We start from the raw sequence: 23,696 nt of genomic DNA, 5'->3' as shown, positions 1-23,696 counted from the left end.
CATGGACACGGTCATCGAGGTCGACGCCATCGAGACACGCTTCGGCGCGCAGCGCGTGCACGACGGCGTGAGCTTCCGCATCGAGCGCGGCACGCTGGTGGCGCTGATCGGAGCGAGCGGCACTGGCAAGTCGGTGCTGCTGCGCGAGATCATCGGGCTGCAGCGTCCCAGTGCCGGGCGCGTGCGGCTGCTCGGCACCGACGTCTGGTCGGCGGCGCCGGGCGAACTGGCCGCGATGCGACGTCGCTTCGGCATGATGTTCCAGGACGGCGCGCTGTTCTCCTCGCTCAGCGTGGCGCAGAACGTGGCCGTGCCGCTGCGAGAGCACACCTCCTTGCCGGTCGACACCGTCGATGCCCTGGTGGCGCTGCGCCTGCGCCAGGCCGGCCTGGCCGCCGAGGCGGGTGCCAAGCGGCCCAGCGAGCTGTCCGGCGGCATGCGCAAGCGCGCCGCGATCGCGCGCGCCATCGCGTTGGAGCCGGAGGTGCTGTTCCTTGACGAGCCGACCTCGGGGCTGGATCCGATCACCGCGCGCGGCTTCGACCGGCTGGTGCGTTCGCTGGTCGACGACCTCGGCCTGACCGCCTTCCTCGTCACGCACGACCTCGACACCCTGCTGTCGGTCGTCGACCGCCTGATCGTGCTCGCCCACGGCCGGGTGCTGGCCGACGGCCCGGTGCGCGAGGTGATGGCGGTGGACGACCCGTGGATCCGCGACTACTTCTCGGTCCGTAGAATGGTCGGCGATGGAAGCTGAGGCCCGCTACACCTTCGTGGGCGCTGCGGTGCTGGTCCTCGTCGCGGGGCTGGTGGCCGCGCTGCTGTGGCTGCACAACACCGGCGGCGGCGACTTCCGTCGCTACACGATCAATTTCGAGCACCAGGCGCTCGACGGCCTGGAGGTGGGCGCCGAGGTCACGCTGCGTGGCGTCAAGGTCGGCCGCGTGGAGGACTACGCGCTGTCGCAGGACAGCTTCAACCGCGTCCGCGTCGAGGTGCGGGTGGACCGGCGCGCGCCGGTGCATGCCAACACCGAGGCGGTGGTGACGCGCAACTTCGTCACCGGCATCGCCGGCGTCGCGCTGGTCACGCGCGAGCCGCCCGGCCCGCCGCTGGTCGATGCGCCGGAAGGCGAGCGCTTCCCGGTGATCGCCGAAGGCCGTTCCGACCTGGACGAGATCGCCGGCCGCGTCAACAAGGTCGGCGACATGGCGGCGGCGGCGCTGAACAACATCAACCTGCTGCTGACCGCGGAGAACCGGCAGGCAATGCGCGACACCGTCGACAGCCTGCGCGCCCTGGCCGACGGGCTGAACCAGCGCCTGCCGGCGCTCGACCGTTCGCTAGCCCAGGTGGGCACGGCGGCGCGCGACGTGGGCGCCGCGGCGACGCGGCTCGGGCAGGTGGGCGACCGCATCGCCGGCGTGGTCGAACGCGACGGCGACCGGCTCGAACGCACGCTCGGCGAGGCCGAAGGGGCGCTGATCGAGACGCGCAAGGCGCTGCAGCAGGTGACTGCCACCACCGCTGCCGTGCAGCGCCAGGTGGAGGCCAGCGCGAAGCGCTTCGAGGCCTCGGCGGCCGGCCTGGACGACCAGCTTGGCGCCGCGCTCAGCGAACTGCGCCTGAGCGTCGAGTCGGCGTCACGGGTGGTTGAGCGGCTGCGCGATCCGAGGGCGGCGCTGTTCGGACCCGGCCCGGCCCAACTGGGTCCCGGAGAGACGCGGCCATGAGGCGCCGAGGCTTGCTCGCGGCACCGCTGCTGCTGTGCGGCTGCGTCTCGGTGGGCATCGGCGAGCAGGCGGCCGCAGAGTCGCAGTACGCGCTGCGGGACGCCGGCGGATCGGCCATGCCGAGGCTCACTCAGCCGCTCGTGGCCGCCCTGGTGCTGCAGCCGTCGCCCGCCGATGCGCTGGCCGACAGCAGCGCCATCGCCTACTCGCGCCACGACGGCGAGTTCCGCTTCTACCGGCTCGCCAGCTGGACCGAGCGTCCGGTGCGCGCGCTGCCGAGGCTGCTGCAGCAGCGGCTGGAGGACCGCGGCGTGGCCGGTGCGGTCGGGCTGCTGGGCGAGCCGCTGCACGCCGACTGGCTGCTCGCCGTGGGCATTGACACCGTGCACCACGACCTGCGCGAAGCGCCAGGCGCTGCGCGGCTGGCAGTGACCCTCGAGTTGTTCGACCGGCGCCGGCGCGTGCGCGTGGCGCGGCGCCGCTTCGAGGCCGATGTTCCTGCTGCGCGCGCCGACTCGGCCGCCGCCGCGGCGGCGATGTCGCAGGCGGTCGCGCGGGTGTTCGATGCCGCCGTGCCCTGGCTCGAGGAAGAACTTCGGCGCGCACCGCGATGAAGGGGCGGTGCCGGAAGCCGAGTGGTCCCTAGGGCTGCACCCACCTCGCGCCGTGCGCGTCGAAGATCGCGCGGCGTTGGCCGTCACTGCGCAGCTCCAGCCAGTCGAGCGACTCGGCGGTGGCGTCGATCACCGCGAAGTAGTCGCGCGCCACCGCCGGGTGCGTCGGTGCGGCAGACTGCAGCGGCGTGCCCGGCGGCAGCGGCGAGAGGTAATCCTGCGCCGCCGGCGACAGGCGGATGCGCGCCCAGCGCGACGAGGCCGCCAATCCCGACATCTCCAGCGCCAGCCGCACGCTGCACCGCAGCTGCCACGACAGCTCGGGCGACCACATCACCAGCATGCCGTGCGGACGCTGGAGCAGTTGCGACACCTTGCCGGCACGTTCGTCCGTGTAGATGAGCATCTGCTTCTGTCGCGGGTCGACCTCGCGCAGGACCACGGTGCGCGCGTCGGCGCGCTCGCCGTCGACGGTGGCGAGCACCGGGGTGCGCCAGGGGTGTGTCTTGTCCTGCACGCACAGCGCGAGCTGCCGCCAGATCTCGGCCTCCACCGCGACGAGCGATTCGAGGCGGTCCATGTGCTCAGCCCTCCTTGCGCAGCGACGGGAACAGGATCACGTCGCGGATGCTCGGGCTGTCGGTCAGCAGCATGATCAGGCGGTCGATGCCGATGCCGCAGCCGCCGGTGGGCGGCATGCCGTACTCGAGCGCGCGGATGAAGTCGGCGTCGTAGTACATCGCCTCCTCGTCGCCGGCGTCCTTGTTGGCCACCTGGGCGTGGAAGCGCGCCGCCTGGTCCTCGGCGTCGTTCAGCTCGGAGAAGCCGTTGGCGTACTCGCGCCCGGTGATGAACAGCTCGAAGCGTTCGGTGATCGCCGGGTTGGTGTCCGACGCACGCGCCAGCGGAGAGACCTCGACCGGATAGTCGATGATGAAGGTCGGGTCCCAGAGCTTCTCCTCCACCGCCGCCTCGAACAGGCCGAACTGCAGCTCGGCCAGCGTCCAGTGCGCCGGCGGCTCCTCGCCGAGCAGCTTCAGGCGTTCGTGCAGCAGCTTCGCGTCGCCCGCCTCGTCCTGCGTCAGCCCGGCATGCACCACCAGCGCATCCTTCACCGTCAGCCGGGCGAAGGGTGCGTCGAGGTCCACCGGCCGGCCGGCGTAGCGCAGGCTGGCGGAGCCGGTGGCCTGGCGCGCCGCGTGGCGCAGCACCTGCTCGGTGAAGTCCATCAGGTCGTGGTGGTTCCAGTAGGCCGCGTAGAACTCCATCATCGTGAACTCCGGGTTGTGCCGGACGCTGATGCCTTCGTTGCGGAAATTGCGATTGATCTCGAACACGCGCTCGAAGCCGCCCACGATCAGCCGCTTCAGGTAGAGCTCGGGGGCGATGCGCAGGAACATCTGCTGGTCCAGCGCGTTGTGGTGCGTCACGAAGGGCTTGGCGTTGGCGCCGCCGGGGATGGGGTGCAGCATCGGCGTCTCCACCTCGAGGAAGCCGTGCTCGACCATGAAGTTGCGGATCGAGGCCACCGCCTTGCTGCGCGCCGTGAAGCGCAGCCGCGCCTCCTCGTCGGTCATCAGGTCGACGTAGCGCTGGCGGTACTTCTGCTCCTGGTCGGTCATGCCGTGGAACTTGTCCGGCAGCGGCCGCAGACTCTTGGTCAGCAGGCGCAAGTGGCTCACCTTGACGGTCAACTCGCCGGTCTTGGTGCGCATCAGCGTGCCTTCGGCGCCGAGGATGTCGCCCAGGTCCCAGTGCTTGAAGCGCTCGTAGACGTCGGCTCCGACGCCGTCGATGGTCACGCGCAGCTGGATGCGGCCGGAGGCGTCCTGCAGCGTCGCGAAGCTGGCCTTGCCCATCACGCGCTTGAGCATCATGCGGCCGGCCACGCTCACGGTCACCGCCTGCGGTTCGAGCTCCTCGTTGGGCACCTCGCCGTGCTTGCGCAGCAACGCCAGCGCCTGGTGCTTCGGCTTGAAGTCGTTCGGGAAGGCCGCCGTGCCGGTGGCCCTGGCGTGGGCGCGGTGGGCGGCGAGCTTCTCGCGGCGCTCGGCGATCAGCTGGTTGTCGTCGGTGGCGGGGGCGTTGGGGTGGACTTCGGTCATGTCGGGCTTTCGGTCAACGAGGGATTTTAGGCGGTGTGCCATCACGTAAAATCGCCGCTCCTCTCCAACGCTGGGCCGTCGCGCTTCCCGGGCGCCCGCCGCACGGTCCACGCCCCCGCGATGCACGTCCGTCGTCCAGCCATCACCGACCGCAAGATCCGCTTCGCCCTCGCCGGCTGTGGCCGCATCGCCGCCAATCATTTCGAGGCCGTCAAGGCGCATGCCGCGCGCTGCGAGCTGGTGGACGTGTGCGACGTCGACGCGAAGGCGCTGGAGGCCGCCGTGGCACGCACCGGCGCGCGCGGTCACCGCGACCTGACGTCGCTGCTGGCCGCCACCGACGCCGACTGCGTGATCCTGACCACGCCCAGCGGCCTGCACCCGGCACAGGCGATCGAAGTGGCGCGCAGCGGCCGCGACGTGATGACCGAGAAGCCGATGGCCACGCGCTGGAGCGACGGCCTGGCGATGGTGCGCGCCTGCGACGAGACCGGCGTGCGCCTGTTCGTCGTCAAGCAGAACCGTCGCAACCGCACGCTGCAGTTGCTCAAGCAGGCAGTAGAACTGGGCCGCTTCGGCCGCCTCTACATGGTCGGCGTCAACGTCTTCTGGACGCGGCCGCAGAGCTACTACGACAGCGCCGACTGGCGCGGCACCTGGGAATTCGACGGCGGCGCCTTCATGAACCAGGCCAGCCACTATGTCGACCTGCTCGACTGGATCGCCGGCCCGGTGGAGAGCGTGATGGCCTACACCGGCACGCTGGCGCGCAACATCGAGGTGGAGGACACCGGCGTGGCGGCGCTGAAGTGGCGCAACGGCGCGATGGGCACGATCAACGTGACCATGCTCACCTACCCGAAGAACCTCGAAGGCTCGATCACCGTGCTCGGCGAGAGGGGTTCGGTGCGCATCGGCGGCGTGGCCGTCAACGAGATCCAGCACTGGGAGTTCGATGCGCCGCACGAGATGGACGCGCACATCGACGACGCGAGCTACCGCACCACCTCGGTCTACGGCTTCGGCCACCCGCTGTACTACGACAACGTGATCAACACGCTGCGCGGCGAGGCGCAGCCCGAGACCGACGGCCGCGAGGGCCTGAAGTCGCTCGAACTGCTGATCGCGATGTACATGTCGGCGCGCGACGGCAAGCGCGTCAGCCTGCCGCTGGCCTACTGAGTCACATGAGGCCCGCAAGCTCACTGCGTTCACGGCCGGCCAAGGGGGCGTGCCAGTCCCTCGGGGCGGCCCGGCGGGATTGACCGATGCCGACGACGATCCACCCCAGCGCCATCGTCGACGAAGGCGCCCAGCTCGGCGAGGATTGCCGCGTCTGGCACTTCGTGCACATCAGCGCCGGGGCACGCATCGGCGCACGCTGCTCGTTCGGCCAGAACGTGTTCGTCGGCAACGACGTGACGATCGGCGACAACGTGCGCATCCAGAACAACGTCTCGGTCTACGACGCGGTGACGCTCGAGGACGACGTGTTCTGCGGCCCGAGCATGGTGTTCACCAACGTCTACAACCCGCGCGCGGCGGTCAGCCGCAAGGCCGAGTACCGGCGCACGCGGGTCGGCTGCGGCGCCACGCTGGGCGCCAACTGCACCATCGTCTGCGGCACGACAATCGGCCGCCACGCCTTCATCGGCGCCGGCGCGGTGGTCAACCGCGACGTGCCCGACTTCGCGCTGATGGTCGGCGTGCCGGCGCGGCAGATCGGCTGGATGAGCCGCCACGGCGAGCGGCTCGCATTGCCGCTCACGGGCGACGCCGAGGCCGACTGCCCGGCCACGGGCGAACGCTACGTGCTGCGCGCGGGCGTCTGCTCGCTCGCCGGGGCATGACATGACGGGCAGGCTCGAATTCATCGACCTCAAGAGCCAGTACGCGGCGCTGAAGGACCGCATCGCCGCGCGCATGCAGGCGGTGCTCGACCATGGCCAGTACATCATGGGCCCGGAGGTCAAGGAGCTGGAGGACCGGCTCGCCGCCTTCACCGGGGCGAAGCACTGCGTCACGGTGGCCAGCGGCACCGAGGCGCTGCTGATCGCGCTGATGGCGTTGGACCTGAAGCCCGGCGACGAGGTCGTCACCACGCCTTTCACCTTCGCCGCCACTGCCGAGACGATCGTGCTGCTCGGCGGCAAGCCCGTGTTCGTCGACATCGAGCCCGACACCTGCAACATCGACGTGCGCGGCCTCGAGGCGAAGATCGGCCCGCGCACGCGGGCGATCATGCCGGTCAGCTTGTACGGCCAGGTGGCCGACATGGACGAGATCAACGCCATCGCCGCGCGGCACGGCGACATCCCGGTCATCGAGGACGCGGCGCAGAGCTTCGGCGCGAGCTACAGGGGCCGACGCAGCGGCAACCTCTCGACCTTCGGATGCACCAGCTTCTTCCCGAGCAAGCCGCTGGGCTGCTACGGCGACGGCGGCGCGATCTTCACCAGCGACGACGCGCTCGCGCAGGCCTGCCGCGAGATCCGTGTGCACGGACAGAGCGCACGCTACACGCACACCCGCGTCGGCGTCGGCGGGCGCATGGACACGCTGCAGTGCGCGGTCGTGCTGGCCAAGCTCGAGCGCTTCGAGTGGGAGCTGCAGCGCCGCCGCGAGATCGGGGCGCGCTATGGCGAACTGCTGGCGGGCAGCGGCATCGAGCTGCTGGCGGTACGGCCGGACCGCGACTGCGTCTGGGCCCAGTACACCGTGTTCGTCGACGACCGCGCCGCGGTGCAGGCGGCGCTGCGGGCGCAGGGCATCCCCACCGCCGTGCACTATCCCAGGCCGCTGCATCACCAGCCGGCCTATGCGCGGCACTGCTGCCCCGACTGCTGCGGCGAGAGCGTCAAAGCGGCGGCGCGCGTGCTGAGCCTGCCGATGAGCGCCGACCTGAGCGAGGCGCAGCAGGATGCGGTGGTGGCGGCGTTGCGCGCGACGCGGCGATGAGCGCCGGCGAGGTGATCCATGTGCGGCGGCTCGCTCACGTGGCGCGGCGCATGCACACCGCGCACGTCGGGCGCCGGCTGCAGCGGCTGGCGCAGCGGCACCTGCGCGACGGCCTGCCGCAACCGGCAGTTTTCGCCTTCGACCACGTCGGCATGGCCATCGCGCTGTGGGGCCGCTACGAACGCGACGAACTCGAGCTGCTGATGGAGGCGCTGGCGCCGCGCCTCGCGCCCGCAGGAGTCTGCCTGGACATCGGCGCCAACATCGGCAACCACGCGCTGTTCTTCGCCGATCACTTCGCTGCCGTGCTGGCGTTCGAACCCAACCCGCGCACCTACCGCCTGCTCGCGCTCAACGCCGAGCTGCGCCCCAACATCCGATGCTGGAACTTCGGCCTGTCCGACGCCGACGGCCCCGCCCGGCTGGCGGTGACGGCCGACAACCTGGGCATGGCGACCCTGCATGGCGGCGCCGGCGCGGTGGTCGACTGCGAGCTGCGCCGCCTCGACGGCCTGGACCTGCTCGATGGGCAGCGTGTCGCGTTGATCAAGATCGACGTCGAGGGCCACGAGGCGGCCGTGCTGCGCGGCGCCGCCACGCTGCTGGCGCGCGACCGGCCGGTGGTCGTCTTCGAGCAGACGGCGGCCGAGATCGAAGGCGGCAGCTCCGCGGCCATCGAGCTGCTGCGGCAGCACGGCTACCGGCACTTCTGGACCTTCGAGCGCACCCCCGCGGCGCGCTGGCGCTGGCTCGGCCTGCTGCGCCGGCTGGCCTTCGGCGAGGTGGTGCGCCTGGTCGAGTGCAGCGTCTTCGAGAAGCGCTTCCATTCGATGATCGTGGCGCTGCCGGCCACGGCGACATGAACGTCTTCGTGATCCCGTCGTGGTACCCGAGCGCGGCCAACCCGCACGCGGGCCTGTTCGTGCGCGAGCAGGTCGAGGCGCTCGCGGCGCTGCGGCCGGACTGGCGCCTGGTCGTCGGCGGCTGGGGGCATCACGACGGCGCGCTGTCGCTGCGCAGCCTGCGCAGCAGCCTGCGTGCCCTGGGCTGGCGGTGGCGCGCGGGCGAGGGCGGCTGGCGCCGCCACGGTGCGATCGACGAAGCCGTCAGCCCGGCACTGACCTGGACCCTGGGCCTGCTCGGCGGCGGCGCCGCCGGGCTGCTGCGCGCGACGCGGCGCAATCTCGAGCGCATGACGCAGCGCTTCGGCGCGGTGCAGCTGATGCACGCCCACGTCGCCTACCCGGCCGGCTGGATCGCCGCCAGGCTGTCGGCGCAGACCGGCATCCCCTACGTGCTGACCGAACACATGGGTCCGTTTCCGTTCCCGGCCCTGCGCACGCGCGACGGTGGCCTGCGCGCCGAGCTGCGCGAGGCCTTCGAACACGCCGCCGCCAGCGTGGCGGTGAGCCCGGCGCTGGCCGAACGCATCCGCGCCGAGGGCCTGCCCTGCACGCACGTGATCCCGAACCTGGTCGACGAACGGCGCTTCCTGCCCGGCGACCCGGCGCCGCGGCCCTTCGTGCTGCTCAGCATCGCGGCGCAGACGCACCACAAGGGCATCGACACGCTGCTGCGCGCGTTTGCCCGCTGGAACCCGCCGGCCGGCGACGTCGAGCTGCGCATCGGCGGCGCCGGGCCGCAGGCGGCCGCGCACCGGCAGCTGGCCCGCGCGCTCGGCGTGGACGACCGCGTGCGCTGGCTCGGCGCGCTGGCGCCGCAGGACGTGCCGCAGCACGTCGTCGCCTGCCACGCCTTCGTGCTGGCCTCGCGGCACGAGACCTTCGGCGTCGTGCTTGCCGAGGCCCTGGCCTGCGGCAAGCCGGTGCTGGCCACGCGCTGCGGCGGGCCCGAGTCGATCGTCCACGACGGCAATGGGCGCCTGGTCGCGGTCGACGACGTGCCCGCGCTGGCCGAGGCGCTGGCTTGGATGAGGGCGCGGGCCGCCGAGTTCGACGCGGCGGCGATTCGCGCCGACGCGCTGCGGCGCTTCTCGCGCGCCGCCGTGGCCGGACGGCTCGCGGCGCTGTACGAATCGGTGATCGCGCGGCGATGAAGCTGCTGGCCGGGCTGCTGCCGAAGGAGCCGGGACGCGGCTTCGTGCGCGACACGTTGACGCTCGGCGCCGGCATGGCGCTGGCGCAGGCGGTGATGCTCGCCGTGCTGCCGCTGTGGTCGCGCCTGTACGGTCCGGCCGACTTCGGCCGCTACGGGGTGTGGACGGCGGTCGCCGGCATCGTGGCGATCCTGCTGACGCTGCGCCTGGACAACTGCATCGTCATCGCCCGCGACGATGCGCAGGCGCGAGCCCTGGTGCGGCTGTGTCTGTGGCTGGCCCTCGGCGGCGGTGCGGTGCTGGCCCTGCTGGCCTGGGCGGCGCCGCCGGCCTGGCGCGCCGGCATCGGCGTGGATCTGCTCGGCGACTGGCTGCCGCTGGCGGTGCTGGGCGGCGCGCTGACGGCCGTCGTGGCGACGCTGCAGCATGCCGCAAACCGGCAGCGCGCCTACCGGCGCATGAGCCTGTCGCGCATCGCGCTGGCCCTGGCCGCGGCAGCGGCCGGCAGCCTGCTCGGCGCGGCCGGCGTCGCCTCGGGGATGCTCGTCGCTGCGCTGGTCGGCAGTTTCGCCGCCTGGGGCGTGCTGGTCGGCACCTCGGGCGACGGCGCGCCGCGCCCGCGGCCGGCCGAGATGGCGCAGGCGGCGCGTGCGCACGCCGATGCGCCGCGCTACCTGTGGCCGTCGGCGCTGCTGGACGTGGTGACCCAGCAACTGCCGCTGCTGCTCATCGCGGCCTGGTATGCGCAGGAGGCAGCCGGCCAGTTCAGCCTCGCCTGGCGCGTGCTCGCGCTGCCGCTGTTCATGCTGGCCGGTGCCGCCGGCAGCGTCTTCTACCAGCGCATGGCGGCGCTGGCACAGCAGCCGCGCGAGGCGCGTGCCCTGCTGCTGCACACCTGGCGGCTGTTCGCGCTGCTCGGCGCCGCGCCGGCGCTGCTGGTGATGGGCTGGGGCGAGGAGCTGTTCGCGCTGCTCTTCGGCGCGCCGTGGCGGCCGGCCGGCCGCATGGCCGAGCTGCTGATGCCGCTGCTGTGGGTCATGTTCGTCAGCTCGCCCACCTCGACCAGCCTGATCGTGCTCGGGCTGCAGAAATGGTCGCCGCTGTTCGGCCTGGCGCTGCTCGCCTGCAGGCCGCTCGCCTTCTGGCTCGGCGCCCGCTTCGGCAGCCTCGACGCCGGGCTGCACGCCTGGGTGCTGGCCGAGATCACCGTCATCCTGCTCTACAACCTGCTCATCCTTCGCCGCCTGCGGCACTGGGGCCACTGATGTGCGGCATCGTCGTCAGCTTCACGCCCGGCGCGCCGACACACGCCGACACGCTGGCGGCGATGACCGCGCGCCTGCGCCACCGCGGCCCCGACGACGAGGGGCACCTGCTGGTCGACGGCGCCGTCGTGCGGCCGTTGGCGGGCGCCGACACGCCGGCCGCCGTGCTCGAGGCGCCGACGCCGTGGCAGCCGCAGGGCCGCCTCGGCGAGGGCGGCGCATGCGAGGCCCGCCTGTGGCTCGGTCACCGCCGCCTGGCCATCGTCGACCTGTCGCCGCTGGGCCACCAGCCGATGCGCCGCGGCGAGCAGCTCTGGGCCGTCTACAACGGCGAGGTCTACAACCACGTCGAGCTGCGTGCCGAGCTCGAGTCGCTCGGCCACCGCTTCGTCTCGCACAGCGACACCGAGGTGCTGCTGGCCGCCTACCAGCAATGGGGCGAGGCGGCGCTGGCGCGCTTCAACGGCATGTGGGCGCTGGTGCTGTTCGACGCGGCGCGGCGCACCCTGTTCGTGGCGCGCGACCGCTTCGGCGTCAAGCCGCTGTACGTTTGGCGCGGTGACGATGGCGCGCTGCTGCTCGCTTCCGAGATCAAGGCCCTGCTCGCCCATCCGCGCGTGCGCCCGGCGGCGGACCTGGAGGCCTGCGCCGAGTTCCTGCACAGCGGCCCGCAGGCCTGGCGGGAGGGCACCGAGTTCGCCGGCATCACGCGCTTCCCCGCCGGCCACTGGGCCGAGCTGGCGCTGGACGCGCCGCAGCGCTTCGAGCCGCGCCCGTTCTGGCATTGGCCCGAAGCGGCGGCCGGTGCCGAGCGCGAGCCGTTCGATGCCGGGCGCGCCACGCAGTTGCAGGAGCGCTACGCCGAATTGCTCGCCGACGCGGTGCGGCTGCGCATGCGTGCCGACGTGCGCCTCGGCACCGCGCTGTCGGGCGGGCTCGACAGCTCGAGCATCGCCGCACTGGTCAACGCCGAGCTGCGCGCGCGCGGCGCGCTCGAGAGGCAGGAGGTCTTCTCCAGCGTCTACGCCGACCCGGCCCTGCGCGCGCACGACGAGAGCGCCTTCATCGCCCGGGTGGCCGAGCGGCTCGACGTGCGCTCCAACCGCATCGAGCCGCGTGCTGCCGATCTGCCGGCGGCGCACGAGCGCATGGTCTGGGCGCTGGACACGCCACCGGCGAACACGCTGATGGCGAGCTGGCACACCTTCCGCCTGGTGGCCGAGCGCGGCGTGGTGGTCACGCTGGACGGGCAGGGCGCCGACGAGCAACTCGCCGGCTACGCCCGCTACCTGCGCAACCGCCTGGTGCACCAGCCGTTCGTCGCGGCGCTGGCCGAGGCGCGGGCCACGCTCGCCGGCATGCAGGGCTTCGCTCCGCACGTGGCCATCGGCCTCGGCGGACAGCTGCTGCGGCGCGCGGCGGGGCAGGGCGCGCTGGCGGCGCTGGTGCGGCGCCTCGGCATGGGCTCCGACCCCTCGCTGACTCTGGCGCAGGCCTTGCGCGGCGACTTCCTCGGCAACTTGCGCAATCTGCTGCTCTACGCCGACAAGACGGCGATGGCCTGGTCGGTCGAGTCGCGCATGCCGTTCATGGACGTCCGCCTGGTCGAGTTCCTGTGCAGCGTGCCGCCGGCCTACAAGCTGCACGCCGGCTGGACCAAGTGGCTGGCGCGTGCGGCGATGGCCGGCACGCTGCCCGACGAGATCGTCTGGCGGCGCGACAAGCTCGGCTGGCCGATTCCCGAGCAGGAGTGGTTCGGCGGCCCGCTCGCCGGCTGGCTGGCGCGGCAGCTCGACGGCAGCGCCTTCGTGCGCGAGGCCGCGGCGGCGGCCGGCCTGGCGCTGGCGAATGCGCCGCTGGCCACGCGGCTGCGCGCGCTCAACCTCGCGGCGTGGCACCGCCTCTTCTTCGAGGAGGCCGGCCGACCGGGCCGCACGCTCGGCCACGCCATGCGGACGGAGGCGGCGGCATGATGCGGGTCGTCCACGTCACCACCGTGCACCCGCGCGACGACATCCGCATCTTCCGCAAGGAGTGCGTGTCGCTGGCCAAGGCCGGCCACGAGGTGGTGCAGGTGGTGGGCGACGGGCTGGGCGACGCGCAGGTCGACGGCGTGCGCATCGTCGACATCGGTGCGCGGCCGGCCGGGCGGCTCGCGCGCATGCGCGTGCAGCCGGCGCGCGCGCTGGCCGCGGTGCGCGCGCTCGCACCGGCGCTGGTGCACGTGCACGATCCCGAGCTGCTGCCGCTGGCCGCGGCGATGGCGCGCGGCGGCGTGCCGGCGATCTACGACGCGCACGAGGACGTGCCGAGGCAGATCCTCACCAAGCAGTGGATCCCGGCGGCGCTGCGCGGCACGCTGTCGCGCGCCTTCGAACGCTACGAGAACGCGCGCGTGCGGCGCCTGGCCGCGGTGGTCGCGGCCACGCCGCACATCGCGCGGCGCTTCGCGGCGGTGGCACGGCGCAGCGTGACGGTGGCCAACTACCCGTTCCCGGAGGAGCTCGCGCCGCCGGACGAGGCGGTGCCGCGCGAGCGTGCCGTGTGCTACGTCGGCGGCATCATGCGCACGCGCGGCGCGCTCGAGATGGTGCGCGCGGTGGCGCAGGTGCCCGGCATGCGCCTGCTGCTGGCCGGACGCTTCGAGGACGCCGTGCTCGAGGCCGCCCTGACCGCCGAACCCGGCTGGGCGCAGGTGGAGTACCTCGGCCAGGTCGGCCGCGAGGAGGTGCGCCGCACGCTGTCGCGCGCCCGCGCCGGGCTGGTCACGCTGCTGCCGATGCCGAGCTACGTGGATTCGCTGCCGATCAAGATGTTCGAGTACATGTCCGCCGGGCTGCCGGTGATTGCCTCCGACTTCCCGCTGTGGCGCGACATCGTCGTGCGCCACGGCTGCGGTGTCTGCGTGGACGCCACCGACGTGGCGGCGATCGCCGGTGCCATCCGCCGCATCGTCGACGCGCCGCAGGCGGTGCAGGCGATGGGCGAGGCCGGCCGTGCCGCCGTGCAGGCCCACTACCGCTGGAGCAGCGCCGAGGCCGAGCTGCTCGCCCTTTACGAAGAGCTGTTGCGGTGAACATCCTGCTCCTCAACCACTACGCCGGCTCGCCGCGCCACGGCATGGAGTACCGGCCCTACTACCTGGCGCGCGAGTGGGTGAGGCTCGGCCACCGGGTGCAGATCGTTGCCGCCACCTTCTCGCACGTGCGCAGCGTGCAGCCCGCAGGGGCGGGCGACGAGCGCATCGACGGCATCGACTACCGCTGGGTCGCGACGCCGCGCTACGCCGGCAACGGCGTCGGCCGCGTGCTCAACATCTGGGCCTTCCTCAAGGCGCTGTGGCGCGATGCGCGGGACTGGGCCGAGGACTTCCGGCCGGACGTGGTGATCGCCTCCAGCACCTACCCGATGGACATCTGGGCGGCACGCCGCATCGCCCGCTTCGCCGGCGCGCGCCTCGTCCACGAGGTGCACGACCTGTGGCCCGCCTCGCCGGTGGAGCTGTCGGGCATGTCGCGCTGGCATCCGTTCATCCTGCTGTGCCAGCAGGCCGAGGACGACGCCTGCCGCCATGCCGACCGTGTCGTCTCGATGCTGCCCAAGGTGGGCCCGCACCTGGCCGCGCACGGGCTGGACCTGCGCAAGCTGCACGTCGTGCCCAACGGCATCGCGCCGGAGGAATGGAGCGGCGAGCCCGCGCCGCTGGCGCCGGCGCTGCGCGAGCACATCGCCGCGCAGCGTCGCGCGGGGTGCAAGGTGGTCGTCTACGCCGGCTCGCACGGCGAGCCCAACGCGCTGGACGTGCTGCTCGACGCCGCCGGTCTGCTGCGCGAGGAGCGCTACGCCTTCGTGCTGGTCGGCGACGGCCACGAGAAAGCGCGGCTGGCGGGCCGCGTCGCCGCCGAGGGCCTGGCCCACGTGGCGATGTTCGATCCGCTGCCCAAGGCGCAGATCCCGGCGCTGCTCGCCGAGGCCGACATCGCCTACATCGGCTGGAAGCGCCAGCCGCTGTACCGCTTCGGCATCGCGCCGAACAAGCTGATGGACTACATGATGGCCGGCGTGCCGGTGCTGCACTCGGTGGAGGCCGGCAACGACCCGGTGGCCGACGCCGGCTGCGGCCTGACGGTGGCGCCCGAATCGCCCCAGGCGGTGGCGCAGGGCCTGCGCCAGCTCGCCGCGCTGTCGCCTGGCGCGCGGCGCGCCATGGGCCGGCGCGGCCGCGAGTTCGTGCTCGCCCATCACAGCTATCCGGTGCTGGCGCGGAAGTTCCTGGAGGCGATCGGATGATGGAGCGCCCGGAGACCGATGCACTGGCCGAGCGCTACGCACGCCGCAGCGCCGCCGACCCGCGCTACAGCCTGCTGCGTGCCGACGTGCTGCTTGGCGTGCAGGAGCGCCAGCGCGCCATGCGCCGACTGTTCGCGCGGCATGGCGTCGACGACCCCGCGGCGCTGCGCCTCGTTGAGGTCGGCTGCGGCAGCGGCGGCAACCTGCTGGAGCTGCTGCGACTGGGCTTCCGCCCCGAGCACCTGGCCGGGGTCGAGCTGCTGCCCGAGCGCCTCGCGCAGGCACGGGCGCTGCTGCCGGGAGCGCTGGCGCTGCACGGCGGCGACGCCTGCGCGCTGGCACTGCCCGAGGCGTCGCAGCACATCGTGTTCGTCTCCACCGTGTTCAGCTCGCTGCTCGACGACGCCTTCCAGCAGCGCCTGGCCGCGACGATGTGGCGCTGGCTGCGCCCCGGCGGCGCGGTGCTCTGGTACGACTTCACCGTCGACAACCCGGCGAATCGCGACGTTCGCGGCGTGCCGCTCGCGCGCGTGCGGCAGCTCTTCCCGCAGGGCCGCGTCGACGCGCTGCGCGTGACGCTGGCGCCGCCGGTCGCGCGCCGCGTCGTGCGCCTGCATCCGGCCCTCTACACTGTGTTCAACACCGTTCCGGCGCTGCGCAGCCACCTGCTCGCCTGGATCGCCAAGCCCGACGCGCCATGAGTGCCGAACCCTTCCTGCCCTTCGCGCTGCCCGACATCGGCGACGACGAGATCGCCGAGGTGGTCGACACGCTGCGCTCGGGCTGGGTCACCACCGGTCCGAAGACGCGCCGCTTCGAGCAGGACTTCGCCGCCTTCCTCGGTGAGCCGGGCCTGCACGCGCTGGCGGTGAACTCGGCGACCGCCGGACTGCACCTCGCGCTGGAGGCGCTCGGCATCGGCCCCGGCGACGAGGTCATCACCACCACGCACACCTTCACCGCCACCGCCGAGGTGGTGCGCTATCTCGGCGCCGACGTGGTGCTGGTCGACATCGACCCGGCCACGCTGTGCATCGACGTGGCCGCCGTCGAGCGCGCCATCGGCCCACGCACGAAGGCGGTCATCCCGGTGCACTACGCCGGCCTGGCCGCCGACATGGCGCGCCTCGTTCCGCTGGCGAGGCGGCACGGCCTGAAGATCGTCGAGGACGCCGCGCACGCCCTGCCCAGCACCTGCGGCGGCAGGCTCGTCGGCACGCTGGACTCGGACGCCACCGTGTTCAGCTTCTACGCCAACAAGACCATCACCACCGGCGAGGGCGGCATGGTGGCGACGCGCGACGAGGCGCTGGCCCGGCGCATCGGCGTGATGCGCCTGCACGGCATCAGCCGTGACGCCTTCGACCGCTTCACCGCCACCCGGCCGAGCTGGCACTACGAGATCGTCGCGCCGGGCTTCAAGTACAACCTGACCGACATCGCCTCGGCGATCGGCATCCACCAGCTCAGGCGCGCGCGCGAGTTCCAGCGCCGCCGCGAGGCCGTCGCGCAGGCTTACCACCGCGCTCTGCACGGGCTGCCGCTGCACCTGCCGCCGTGGCCGGCGGCCGGCGAGCAGCACTCCTGGCACCTGTTCGTGGTGCGCCTCGCCGACGACGCGCGCATCGGTCGCGACGCCTTCATCGAGCAGCTGTTCGCGGCCGGCATCGGCTGCAGCGTGCACTACATCCCGCTGCACCTGCAGCCCTACTGGCGCGACCGCTACGCGCTGAAGGCGGCCGACTTCCCGCACAGCCAGCACGCCTACGAGCGCATGGTCAGCCTGCCGATGTACTCGCGCATGGGCGGGGCCGACGTGGCGCGGGTGGCGCAGGCGGCCCGGCGCATCCTCGGCGCCTAGAATCGCGGCTTTCCCAGCACCCCCTCAGCCCGGCATGTCCGAACGGCCCACCACGTCAGCGGCGCTCGATCCCGGCCGCATCCTCGCGCTGGCGCGCCAGACCTTCGACATCGAAGCCAACGCGCTGCTCGGCCTCAAGCAGCGCCAGGGCGACAGCTTCGTCGACGCGGTCGGCGCCGTGCTTGCCTGCCGCGGCCGCGTGGTGGTGATGGGCATGGGCAAGAGCGGCCACGTCGGCCGCAAGATCGCCGCCACGCTCGCCTCCACCGGCACGCCGGCGATGTTCGTGCACCCGGCCGAAGCCAGCCACGGCGACCTCGGCATGGTGACGCCGGCCGACGTGGTGCTGGCGATCTCCAACTCGGGCGAGAGCGACGAACTCGGCGCCATCCTGCCGGCGATCAAGCGCCTGGGCGTGACGACCATCGCCATGACCGGCAGGCCGGACAGCACGCTGGCGCGCCACGCCGACCTCGTGCTGTCCTGCGCGGTCGACCAGGAGGCCTGCCCGCTCAACCTCGCGCCCACCGCCAGCACCGCCGCCCAGATGGCGCTGGGCGACGCCCTCGCGGTGGCGCTGCTCGATGCGCGCGGCTTTCGCGAGGAGGACTTCGCACGCTCGCACCCCGGCGGCGCGCTCGGCCGCAAGCTGCTCACCCACGTGCGCGACGTGATGCGCAGTGGCGCCGACGTGCCGCGCGTGGAGGCCGCCACCGGCCTGGTCGACACCGTGCGCGAGATGACGCGCAAGGGCCTCGGCGCCACCGCGGTGGCCGATGCGCAGGGCCGCGTGATGGGCATCTTCACCGATGGCGACCTGCGCCGCCTGATCGAGACCGGGCGCGACCTGCGCACGCTGCGTGCCGAGGACGTCATGCACCGCCGGCCGCGCGTGGTGCGCGTGGACGACCTCGCCGTCGAGGCCGCCGACCTGATGGAGACGCACCGCATCACCAGCGTGCTGGTGGTCGATGCCGACGGCCTGCTCGTCGGGGCGCTCAACTCCAACGACCTGATGCGCGCCAAGGTCATCTGAGCGGTCGCCGATGGCCAAGCGCGTGTTCGACCTCGTCGTCGCCGGCGCCGGCCTGCTGCTGCTCTCGCCGCTGCTGCTGCTCATCGCGCTGGCGATCCGGCTCGATTCGCCCGGTCCGGTGTTCTTCCGCCAGGAACGTGTCGGCCGCGGCGGGCGCCGCTTCCGCATCCACAAGTTCCGCACCATGCGCCACGGCGCGGCGGGCTCGCCCATCACTATCGGGGCCGACGCGCGCATCACCCGGGTCGGCGCCTTCCTGCGCCGCGCCAAGCTCGACGAACTGCCGCAGCTGATCGACGTGCTGGCCGGTGCCATGAGCCTGGTCGGACCGCGCCCCGAGGTGCCGCGCTACGTGGCGATGTATCCGCCGGCGCTGCGCGACAAGGTGCTGTCGGTGCGGCCGGGCATCACCGATCCGGCCTCGATCGAGTACCGCGACGAGAGCGAGCGGCTGGCGCGCGCCGCCGACCCGGAGCACGAGTACGTGCATGTGATCATGCCGGCCAAGCTGCGCCTGGCCGAGGCCTATGTCGAACGGGCCTCGCTGGCCACCGACCTGCGCGTCATCCTGCGCACGCTGGGCGTGCTGCTGCGTCGCGGGGGCGCGGCGTGACGCAGGGCTGGGTCGCGCTCGAGCGGCTGCTGGTGCGCATGCGCCCGCACCGGCGGATCTTCGCGCTGCTCGTCGATGCCGTGGTCATCGCGCTGGCCTGGAACGCCACCTACCTGTTCCGCCTCGGCTTCGAGCGCTGGACCTCGGCGCGACCCGACTACGATGCCTGGGTCCTGCTCGCGCTGGTCGCGCTGTACATGGCCGTGTTCGTCGCCTTCGGCGTGCCGCGGTGCATCTGGCGCTTCGCCGGCTTCGGCGACATCCAGCGGCTGATGCTCGCCTGCGCCATCGCCGGCGGACTGGGCGCCGCGGCCGTGATGGGGCTGGGCCTGAGCAAGGTGCCGCGCGCCGTGCTGGCGCTGCACCCGGTGATCAGCCTGATGGGGCTGACGCTGGCGCGCATCGGCTACCGCATGCTCTACGAGCACATGCGCAGCCGCATCGTCGGCGCCAGCGGCGAGATCCGCCGCGCCCTCGTGCTCGGCGCCGGCAGTGCCGCACGCCGGCTCATCGCCGGCATCCAGCACGACGGCTGGCTGGTCGTCGGTCTGCTCGACGACGACGCCGGGAAGCAGGGCGGCCGCGTTGCCGGCGTGCCGGTGCTCGGGCCCCTGTCCACGGTGGCGGCTCAGGCCGGGCGGCTGGGCGTCACCCATCTCGTCATCGCCATGCCTGGCGCCACGCCGGCGCAGCGCCGCCGCGCCGTCGACCTGGTGCTGCCGACCGAGCTGCCGGTGCTCACCGTGCCCAGCGCGCGGGAGCTGCAGGAGGGCATGCGCCAGCAGCTGCGCGACATGGAGCCCGAGGACCTGCTCGGCCGCGCGCCGGTGCAGCTCGACGAGGCCGGCATCGGCGAGGTGCTGCAAGGCCGCACCGTGCTGGTCACCGGCGCGGGTGGCAGCATCGGCAGTGAACTGTGCCGGCAGATCGCGCGCTACCGGCCGGCGCGGCTGGTGCTCTACGAACTGGGCGAGTTCAACCTGTACAGCGTCGAGCAGGCGCTCGGCGAGCAGTTCCCGGACCTGCCGCTGGTGCGCCTGATCGGCGACGTGCGCGACGAGGCGCAGCTGCGCGCCACCTTCGCGCAGTGGCGTCCCGACATCGTCTTCCACGCTGCGGCCTACAAGCACGTGCCGCTGATGGAACGCGACAACGCCTGGGCGGCGCTGCGCAACAACTCGCTCGGCACCTGGCTGGCGGCACGCGCCGCCGCCGAGTGCGGCGCGCAGCGCTTCGTGCTGATCAGCACCGACAAGGCGGTCAACCCGACGAACGTGATGGGCGCCACCAAGCGCGCCGCCGAGATGGCCATCGTGACGCTGGCCGCGCGCTACCCGGCCACCCGCTTCATGGCAGTGCGTTTCGGCAACGTGCTCGGCTCCAGCGGCAGCGTGATCCCGAAGTTCAAGGAGCAGATCGGGCGCGGCGGGCCGGTCACCGTGACGCACCCGGACGTGATCCGCTACTTCATGACCACCACCGAGGCGGCGCGCCTGGTGCTGCAGGCCGCGGCGATCGGCGAGAGCGGCCAGGTGCTGGTGCTCGACATGGGCGAGCCGGTGCGCATCGTCGACCTGGCGCGCGAGATGATCCGCCTGGCCGGCCGCGGGCCGGGCGAGGTGGAGATCGTCTTCACCGGGCTGCGCCCGGGCGAGAAGCTTTACGAGGAACTGCTCGCCGATGCCGACGCCACGCTGCCGACCAATGTGCCGGGCATCCACCTGGCGCGCCTGGCGGGCGGCAACGAGCGGGTGGTGGCGCTGCTCGAGTGGGCCGCAGGCACGGCGCTGGCCGACGATGCCGAGGTGCAGAGGCGGCTCGCCGGCTGCGTGCCCGAGTATCGCGAGGGGCCCGCGGCGGAGGCCGCCGCGCCGGTGCCACAATCCGCACTCCGATGAAGATCGCCTACCTCGACCCGGCCTACAGCGGGCACTTCGGTGCCCTCGCCGCCACGCTGGCCCGGCGCACCGGCGGCGACGTGGTGGCGCTGCTCTCGTCGCCGGCCTACCGGCTGTACACCGGCGGCGACCGCGCGCTGGTCTGGCAGCCCGGGCTGTCGGAGCACCTGCGCGAGCTGCCGCACGAGTTCGACCACGCCACCTGGGCGCCGATGAAGGACCCGCGCTCGATGTCGGTGTTCGCCCACGCGGTCGATTGGTTCCGCCAGCGCTTCGCCGAGGAAGGCATCGAGCTGTGCCTGGTGTTCTCCGATGCGCGGCCGTTCTCGGTGGCGGCGCGGCTGGCCGCTGCCGAGCTGGGGGTGGTGGTGCTGTACTTCGAGCGCGGTGCGTTCCGCTACAGCACCTCCAGCCTGAGCACGCAGGGGCTGAATTCGCGCTTCAGCCTGCAGCGCGCCGAGAGCCTGCCCGGACTGCATGGCGTCGCCGCCGACGACCCGCTGGACAAGCGCGAGGCCGAGCCCTGGCTGCGCACCCGGTTCGCGCGCTTCCTGGTCCACAACGCGCTGGCCTGCCTGGTCAACCGCGACCGCGGCCGCATCCAGCACAAGCGCTACGCGCTCGGCCCCTACCTGCGGCTGGCCTGGGCGCAGTGGCGCACCGAGCACCACCTCGCCGACGGCGAGAACGTGCCCGTGCCCAAGGGGCCTGGCGAGCCGCTGGTCGTCGTGCCGCTGCAGCTGGCGACCGACTCGCAGCTGGTGCTGCACTCGCCGTTCACCGACAACCAGCATTTCATAGACTTCGTCAGCACCGAGGTGCAGCGCGTGCTGCCGGGCGCGCCGGTGCTGTTCAAGCGCCACCCGATGGACGCGACGCACTACCGCCTGCCCGCCGGGGCGCACATGGTCGGCGGCAACCTCGCGCGCTTCCACCGCGCCGACCCGATCGTCGTCTGCATCAACTCCACGGTGGGCTTCGAGGCGCTGGTGCGCGGCGAGCGGGTGATCTGCTTCGCGCCGAGCTTCTACGCCGACGCGAAGCCCCTGGTGATGGCCACGCCGCAGAGCTTCGGCCAGCGGCTGCGCGAGGTGGCCGCTGCGCAGGGCGACGCCGAGGCCGGCGCGGCGCTGCGCGCCAGCGTGCTGCGCTGCTACCAGGCCCCGGGCGACGCCTGGGCCTACACCGCCGCGGACGTCGAGGCGACGGCCGAGGTGGTGATGAAGCACTTCCGCGCCGCGCGGCTGACGCTGGTGGTACCGCGCCCGGCCGAAGTGCCGCTCAGGGCCGCCGAAGCCGGGCACGCCATCGCTTGAGGCGGCGCAGGGCGCGCAGCCACCACGGATCCGCCGGCGGCGCGCTGGCCTGCCAGTGCGCCAGTTCGTGCAGCACGCGCTCGGGCGTGGTGAAGGCACCGGTGGTGCGGCTCACGTAGGTCGGGTAGGCGATCAGCGCGCCCGCCACCAGCTCGTCGAGCGTCAGTCGGCGCGTGCGGCGAGGGCAGGCGTGGCGGTCCTCGGTCAGGCCCCAGCCGGCGTAGAAGGGCAGGCCGTGGCAGACCACCGGCCGGCCGCGCAGCAACGCCTCGAAGCCGGCCAGCGAGGTGAGCACGTGCAGTTCGTCGACCTGCTCGAAGAGGCGGTGGATGGGCACGTCGGTCACCACCTCGTCGCACCAGCGCCGCGCCTCGTCCATGCCGGCCTCGCCGGGGCGCTTGCCGGCCAGCACGTCGGGGTGCGGCTTGTAGACGATCCAGGCGTCGGGCCGCAGGGCGCGCACCGCCTCCAGGAGGCCGAGGTTGGTGCGCACGGCCGGCGCACCGAAGGCGATCGAGGCGTCGTTCTCCACCTGTCCGGGCACCAGCACCACGCGGCGCGATCCCGGGGGCCGCTGCCAGGCCCCGGCGCCGACGTTGTACTTGGTGATGCCGCGCGCCACGATGGCCTGGCGCAGCGCCCGTGCGCGTTCCTGCAGGGCGGCGTCGAAGCCACCGGCCTCGAGCAGGTGCTCCAGGTCCGAGGGCGCGCCGGCGTCGTAGTACATGCCGCTGCGGTCGATCACCCACGACAGCGGTTGCACCAGGTTCGCGCCCAGGCCCACCGAGCGCAGGAAGCCGTCCTCGAGGCGCAGCAACCCGGGGACCGGCTCGCCGCGGCCCCACACGGCGCGCGCCTCGCCCTCGGCCAGCGGCTGCGCCTGCTCGACGAAGCGCACCGTGCTGCCGCCGAGGAAGGCGCGCACGCTCGGCTGCTTCCACTGCGAGAAGCCTGCCGCCTGCACCTGCGGCGCAAAGCGCTCGCGCATGCGTCGCTGCAGCGCCATCCAGTCCATCACGCGCTCGGCCTCGCAGCGCTCGAAGGTCTCGGGGTCGATGTAGCGGGGGTAGTCGACCAGCGCGGCGTGGGCGAGGCCAGCCAGCGTGACGGCGCGGGCGCCGCGCCGGCGTTCGGGCGCCGGCAGTTCGTCGCCGGTCAGTCCCCAGCCGGCGTAGAAGGGCATGCCGAAGCAGCGCACCGGCTTGCGCCACATCAGCGCCTCGAAGCCCATCTGCGAAGTCACGACGTAGACCGCCGCCGCGGCCTCGAGCAGCGCCGGCGGGTGCGCGTTGGTCGCGAGCAGGGTCACGCGCGACGCCTGGCCGGGCGTCAGTGCGCCGAAGTGGGCGCGCTTGCGACCCTCGACCACGTCCGGATGCACCTTCAGCACCACCGGCAGGCCGGGGTGCTCGTCGAGCGCGGCCTCCAGCATGCGCAGGAAGCTGTGCTCGCTGGCCATGCCGTAGGCGATCGACGCATCGCCGGCCGTCTGGTCGACCACCAGCACGAAGGGCCCGGACGCCGGCGGCGGCATCTCGCGTGCGTGGTTGTACTTGGACAGCCGGCCGTCTCGCCATGCAGCCACGATGCGCTCGCCGCGCGCCAGTTCGTCGATGCTGCGCGCTCGCGCGATGTCCTGCTCGAGCTTGGAGGGTCGGTGCGCGTCGTAGTAGACGCCGACCGGGTCGATCGAGACGCTCAGCGCGGCATCGCCGTCGCCCGGCCGCACCGAGCGCAGGAAGCCGTCCTCGAGGGCGAGGTAGGGCAGGCCGTGCCGGGCGGCCCAGGCGGCGTCGCGGGCGAAGACGCCTTTCAAGCCCCAGCCGACGATCGCCTCGACCTTGTCATGGCGCAGCACGACGGGGCGGTAGCGCAGCGGCGCGCCCAGCAGCGTGGAGAGGTGCGGCGTCAGACAGGGGCCGATGCGGCGGGTGACGAAGGCCATCGCTGA

General features: G+C 72.9%; 21 protein-coding genes. 18 read left to right on the top strand and 3 right to left on the bottom strand.

Annotation, left to right across the window (positions count from 1 at the left end; genetic code table 11):
* Nucleotide 1: 1 nt before the first annotated feature.
* The 3 genes from Q0599_RS17670 to Q0599_RS17660 are packed head-to-tail and all read left to right on the top strand — an operon-like array spanning nt 2 to nt 2,347.
* Nucleotides 2–757 carry an ABC transporter ATP-binding protein gene (locus Q0599_RS17670; RefSeq protein ID WP_298832137.1) on the top strand — a complete coding sequence of 252 codons (756 nt, stop codon included), beginning with the start codon at nt 2–4 and terminating at the stop codon, nt 755–757.
* Nucleotides 747–1,733 carry an MlaD family protein gene (locus Q0599_RS17665; RefSeq protein WP_298832135.1) on the top strand — a complete coding sequence of 329 codons (987 nt, stop codon included), beginning with the start codon at nt 747–749 and terminating at the stop codon, nt 1,731–1,733. The genes Q0599_RS17670 and Q0599_RS17665 overlap by 11 nt, the downstream gene beginning before the upstream one ends.
* Nucleotides 1,730–2,347, top strand: a complete 618-nt coding sequence (locus Q0599_RS17660; RefSeq protein WP_298832132.1) for an ABC-type transport auxiliary lipoprotein family protein — start codon at nt 1,730–1,732, stop codon at nt 2,345–2,347. The genes Q0599_RS17665 and Q0599_RS17660 overlap by 4 nt, the downstream gene beginning before the upstream one ends.
* A 28-nt stretch (nt 2,348–2,375) precedes the next feature.
* On the opposite strand, the gene Q0599_RS17655 is transcribed toward Q0599_RS17660, so the two are convergent.
* Together Q0599_RS17655 and lysS are read right to left on the bottom strand one after the other, a co-directional pair.
* Nucleotides 2,376–2,927, bottom strand: coding sequence for a pyridoxamine 5'-phosphate oxidase family protein (locus Q0599_RS17655; RefSeq protein ID WP_298832130.1), 552 nt, complete (start codon nt 2,925–2,927; stop codon nt 2,376–2,378).
* A gap of 4 nt (nt 2,928–2,931) precedes the next feature.
* Nucleotides 2,932–4,452, bottom strand: coding sequence for a lysine--tRNA ligase (lysS, locus tag Q0599_RS17650; protein WP_298832128.1), 1,521 nt, complete (start codon nt 4,450–4,452; stop codon nt 2,932–2,934).
* Between the two features lie 120 nt (nt 4,453–4,572).
* On the opposite strand from lysS, the gene Q0599_RS17645 reads away from it, so the two are divergent.
* From Q0599_RS17645 to Q0599_RS17575, 15 genes are all read left to right on the top strand, one after another.
* On the top strand, nt 4,573–5,634 hold the full coding sequence (locus Q0599_RS17645; RefSeq protein ID WP_298832126.1) for a Gfo/Idh/MocA family oxidoreductase: 1,062 nt from the start codon (nt 4,573–4,575) through the stop codon (nt 5,632–5,634).
* Between the two features lie 86 nt (nt 5,635–5,720).
* A complete protein-coding gene (locus tag Q0599_RS17640) occupies nt 5,721–6,302 on the top strand; it encodes an acyltransferase (RefSeq protein ID WP_298832123.1) in 582 nt (193 codons plus the stop codon).
* Nucleotide 6,303: 1 nt separating this feature from the next.
* The gene (locus Q0599_RS17635; RefSeq protein WP_298832120.1) at nt 6,304–7,410 is read left to right on the top strand and encodes a DegT/DnrJ/EryC1/StrS aminotransferase family protein; all 1,107 of its coding nucleotides are present in this window, start codon (nt 6,304–6,306) and stop codon (nt 7,408–7,410) included.
* Nucleotides 7,407–8,273, top strand: a complete 867-nt coding sequence (locus tag Q0599_RS17630; RefSeq protein ID WP_298832117.1) for an FkbM family methyltransferase — start codon at nt 7,407–7,409, stop codon at nt 8,271–8,273. The genes Q0599_RS17635 and Q0599_RS17630 overlap by 4 nt, the downstream gene beginning before the upstream one ends.
* Nucleotides 8,270–9,466 (top strand): glycosyltransferase, encoded by a 1,197-nt coding sequence (locus Q0599_RS17625; protein WP_298832114.1) that lies wholly within the window; start codon nt 8,270–8,272, stop codon nt 9,464–9,466. Before Q0599_RS17630 ends, Q0599_RS17625 begins: the two co-directional genes overlap by 4 nt.
* The gene (locus tag Q0599_RS17620; RefSeq protein ID WP_298832111.1) at nt 9,463–10,731 is read left to right on the top strand and encodes a lipopolysaccharide biosynthesis protein; all 1,269 of its coding nucleotides are present in this window, start codon (nt 9,463–9,465) and stop codon (nt 10,729–10,731) included. Before Q0599_RS17625 ends, Q0599_RS17620 begins: the two co-directional genes overlap by 4 nt.
* The gene (gene asnB, locus Q0599_RS17615; RefSeq protein ID WP_298832108.1) at nt 10,731–12,704 is read left to right on the top strand and encodes an asparagine synthase (glutamine-hydrolyzing); all 1,974 of its coding nucleotides are present in this window, start codon (nt 10,731–10,733) and stop codon (nt 12,702–12,704) included. The genes Q0599_RS17620 and asnB overlap by 1 nt, the downstream gene beginning before the upstream one ends.
* The gene (locus Q0599_RS17610; RefSeq protein WP_298832106.1) at nt 12,701–13,807 is read left to right on the top strand and encodes a glycosyltransferase; all 1,107 of its coding nucleotides are present in this window, start codon (nt 12,701–12,703) and stop codon (nt 13,805–13,807) included. Before asnB ends, Q0599_RS17610 begins: the two co-directional genes overlap by 4 nt.
* Nucleotides 13,804–15,021 carry a glycosyltransferase family 4 protein gene (locus Q0599_RS17605; protein ID WP_298832103.1) on the top strand — a complete coding sequence of 406 codons (1,218 nt, stop codon included), beginning with the start codon at nt 13,804–13,806 and terminating at the stop codon, nt 15,019–15,021. Before Q0599_RS17610 ends, Q0599_RS17605 begins: the two co-directional genes overlap by 4 nt.
* Nucleotides 15,021–15,722 carry a class I SAM-dependent methyltransferase gene (locus tag Q0599_RS17600; RefSeq protein ID WP_298832762.1) on the top strand — a complete coding sequence of 234 codons (702 nt, stop codon included), beginning with the start codon at nt 15,021–15,023 and terminating at the stop codon, nt 15,720–15,722. The genes Q0599_RS17605 and Q0599_RS17600 overlap by 1 nt, the downstream gene beginning before the upstream one ends.
* Nucleotides 15,719–16,882, top strand: coding sequence for a DegT/DnrJ/EryC1/StrS aminotransferase family protein (locus tag Q0599_RS17595; protein ID WP_298832100.1), 1,164 nt, complete (start codon nt 15,719–15,721; stop codon nt 16,880–16,882). Before Q0599_RS17600 ends, Q0599_RS17595 begins: the two co-directional genes overlap by 4 nt.
* A 34-nt stretch (nt 16,883–16,916) precedes the next feature.
* Nucleotides 16,917–17,918 (top strand): KpsF/GutQ family sugar-phosphate isomerase, encoded by a 1,002-nt coding sequence (locus Q0599_RS17590; RefSeq protein ID WP_298832095.1) that lies wholly within the window; start codon nt 16,917–16,919, stop codon nt 17,916–17,918.
* Between the two features lie 10 nt (nt 17,919–17,928).
* A complete protein-coding gene (locus Q0599_RS17585; RefSeq protein ID WP_298832092.1) occupies nt 17,929–18,531 on the top strand; it encodes a sugar transferase in 603 nt (200 codons plus the stop codon).
* Complete coding sequence (locus Q0599_RS17580) at nt 18,528–20,429, top strand: nucleoside-diphosphate sugar epimerase/dehydratase (protein ID WP_298832089.1); 1,902 nt, start codon at nt 18,528–18,530, stop codon at nt 20,427–20,429. Before Q0599_RS17585 ends, Q0599_RS17580 begins: the two co-directional genes overlap by 4 nt.
* A complete protein-coding gene (locus Q0599_RS17575; RefSeq protein ID WP_298832087.1) occupies nt 20,426–21,745 on the top strand; it encodes a hypothetical protein in 1,320 nt (439 codons plus the stop codon). The genes Q0599_RS17580 and Q0599_RS17575 overlap by 4 nt, the downstream gene beginning before the upstream one ends.
* On the opposite strand, the gene Q0599_RS17570 is transcribed toward Q0599_RS17575, so the two are convergent.
* Nucleotides 21,711–23,690 carry a capsular polysaccharide biosynthesis protein gene (locus tag Q0599_RS17570; RefSeq protein WP_298832084.1) on the bottom strand — a complete coding sequence of 660 codons (1,980 nt, stop codon included), beginning with the start codon at nt 23,688–23,690 and terminating at the stop codon, nt 21,711–21,713. The two genes, Q0599_RS17575 and Q0599_RS17570, sit on opposite strands and share 35 nt — an antisense overlap.
* Between the last annotated feature and the right edge of the window lie 6 nt (nt 23,691–23,696).

The sequence above is a fragment of the uncultured Piscinibacter sp. genome, from assembly GCF_937952055.1.
Classification (GTDB): Bacteria; Pseudomonadota; Gammaproteobacteria; order Burkholderiales; family Burkholderiaceae_C; genus Piscinibacter.
The sequence above is the reverse complement of the archived record's forward strand: the minus strand, read 5'-3'. Positions and strand labels throughout refer to the sequence as shown.

Excerpts from the sequence above, each read along its gene's own strand:
- Q0599_RS17620 (WP_298832111.1), top strand. The coding sequence starts at position 9,463 with ATGAAGCTGCTGGCCGGGCTGCTGCCGAAGGAGCCGGGACGCGGCTTC.
- Q0599_RS17635 (WP_298832120.1), top strand. The coding sequence starts at position 6,304 with ATGACGGGCAGGCTCGAATTCATCGACCTCAAGAGCCAGTACGCGGCG.
- Q0599_RS17665 (WP_298832135.1), top strand. The coding sequence starts at position 747 with ATGGAAGCTGAGGCCCGCTACACCTTCGTGGGCGCTGCGGTGCTGGTC.
- asnB (WP_298832108.1), top strand. The coding sequence starts at position 10,731 with ATGTGCGGCATCGTCGTCAGCTTCACGCCCGGCGCGCCGACACACGCC.
- Q0599_RS17640 (WP_298832123.1), top strand. The coding sequence starts at position 5,721 with ATGCCGACGACGATCCACCCCAGCGCCATCGTCGACGAAGGCGCCCAG.
- Q0599_RS17625 (WP_298832114.1), top strand. The coding sequence starts at position 8,270 with ATGAACGTCTTCGTGATCCCGTCGTGGTACCCGAGCGCGGCCAACCCG.
- Q0599_RS17630 (WP_298832117.1), top strand. The coding sequence starts at position 7,407 with ATGAGCGCCGGCGAGGTGATCCATGTGCGGCGGCTCGCTCACGTGGCG.
- Q0599_RS17660 (WP_298832132.1), top strand. The coding sequence starts at position 1,730 with ATGAGGCGCCGAGGCTTGCTCGCGGCACCGCTGCTGCTGTGCGGCTGC.
- Q0599_RS17595 (WP_298832100.1), top strand. The coding sequence starts at position 15,719 with ATGAGTGCCGAACCCTTCCTGCCCTTCGCGCTGCCCGACATCGGCGAC.
- Q0599_RS17610 (WP_298832106.1), top strand. The coding sequence starts at position 12,701 with ATGATGCGGGTCGTCCACGTCACCACCGTGCACCCGCGCGACGACATC.
- Q0599_RS17570 (WP_298832084.1), bottom strand. The coding sequence starts at position 23,690 with ATGGCCTTCGTCACCCGCCGCATCGGCCCCTGTCTGACGCCGCACCTC.
- lysS (WP_298832128.1), bottom strand. The coding sequence starts at position 4,452 with ATGACCGAAGTCCACCCCAACGCCCCCGCCACCGACGACAACCAGCTG.
- Q0599_RS17645 (WP_298832126.1), top strand. The coding sequence starts at position 4,573 with ATGCACGTCCGTCGTCCAGCCATCACCGACCGCAAGATCCGCTTCGCC.
- Q0599_RS17655 (WP_298832130.1), bottom strand. The coding sequence starts at position 2,927 with ATGGACCGCCTCGAATCGCTCGTCGCGGTGGAGGCCGAGATCTGGCGG.
- Q0599_RS17590 (WP_298832095.1), top strand. The coding sequence starts at position 16,917 with ATGTCCGAACGGCCCACCACGTCAGCGGCGCTCGATCCCGGCCGCATC.
- Q0599_RS17575 (WP_298832087.1), top strand. The coding sequence starts at position 20,426 with ATGAAGATCGCCTACCTCGACCCGGCCTACAGCGGGCACTTCGGTGCC.
- Q0599_RS17585 (WP_298832092.1), top strand. The coding sequence starts at position 17,929 with ATGGCCAAGCGCGTGTTCGACCTCGTCGTCGCCGGCGCCGGCCTGCTG.
- Q0599_RS17670 (WP_298832137.1), top strand. The coding sequence starts at position 2 with ATGGACACGGTCATCGAGGTCGACGCCATCGAGACACGCTTCGGCGCG.
- Q0599_RS17600 (WP_298832762.1), top strand. The coding sequence starts at position 15,021 with ATGGAGCGCCCGGAGACCGATGCACTGGCCGAGCGCTACGCACGCCGC.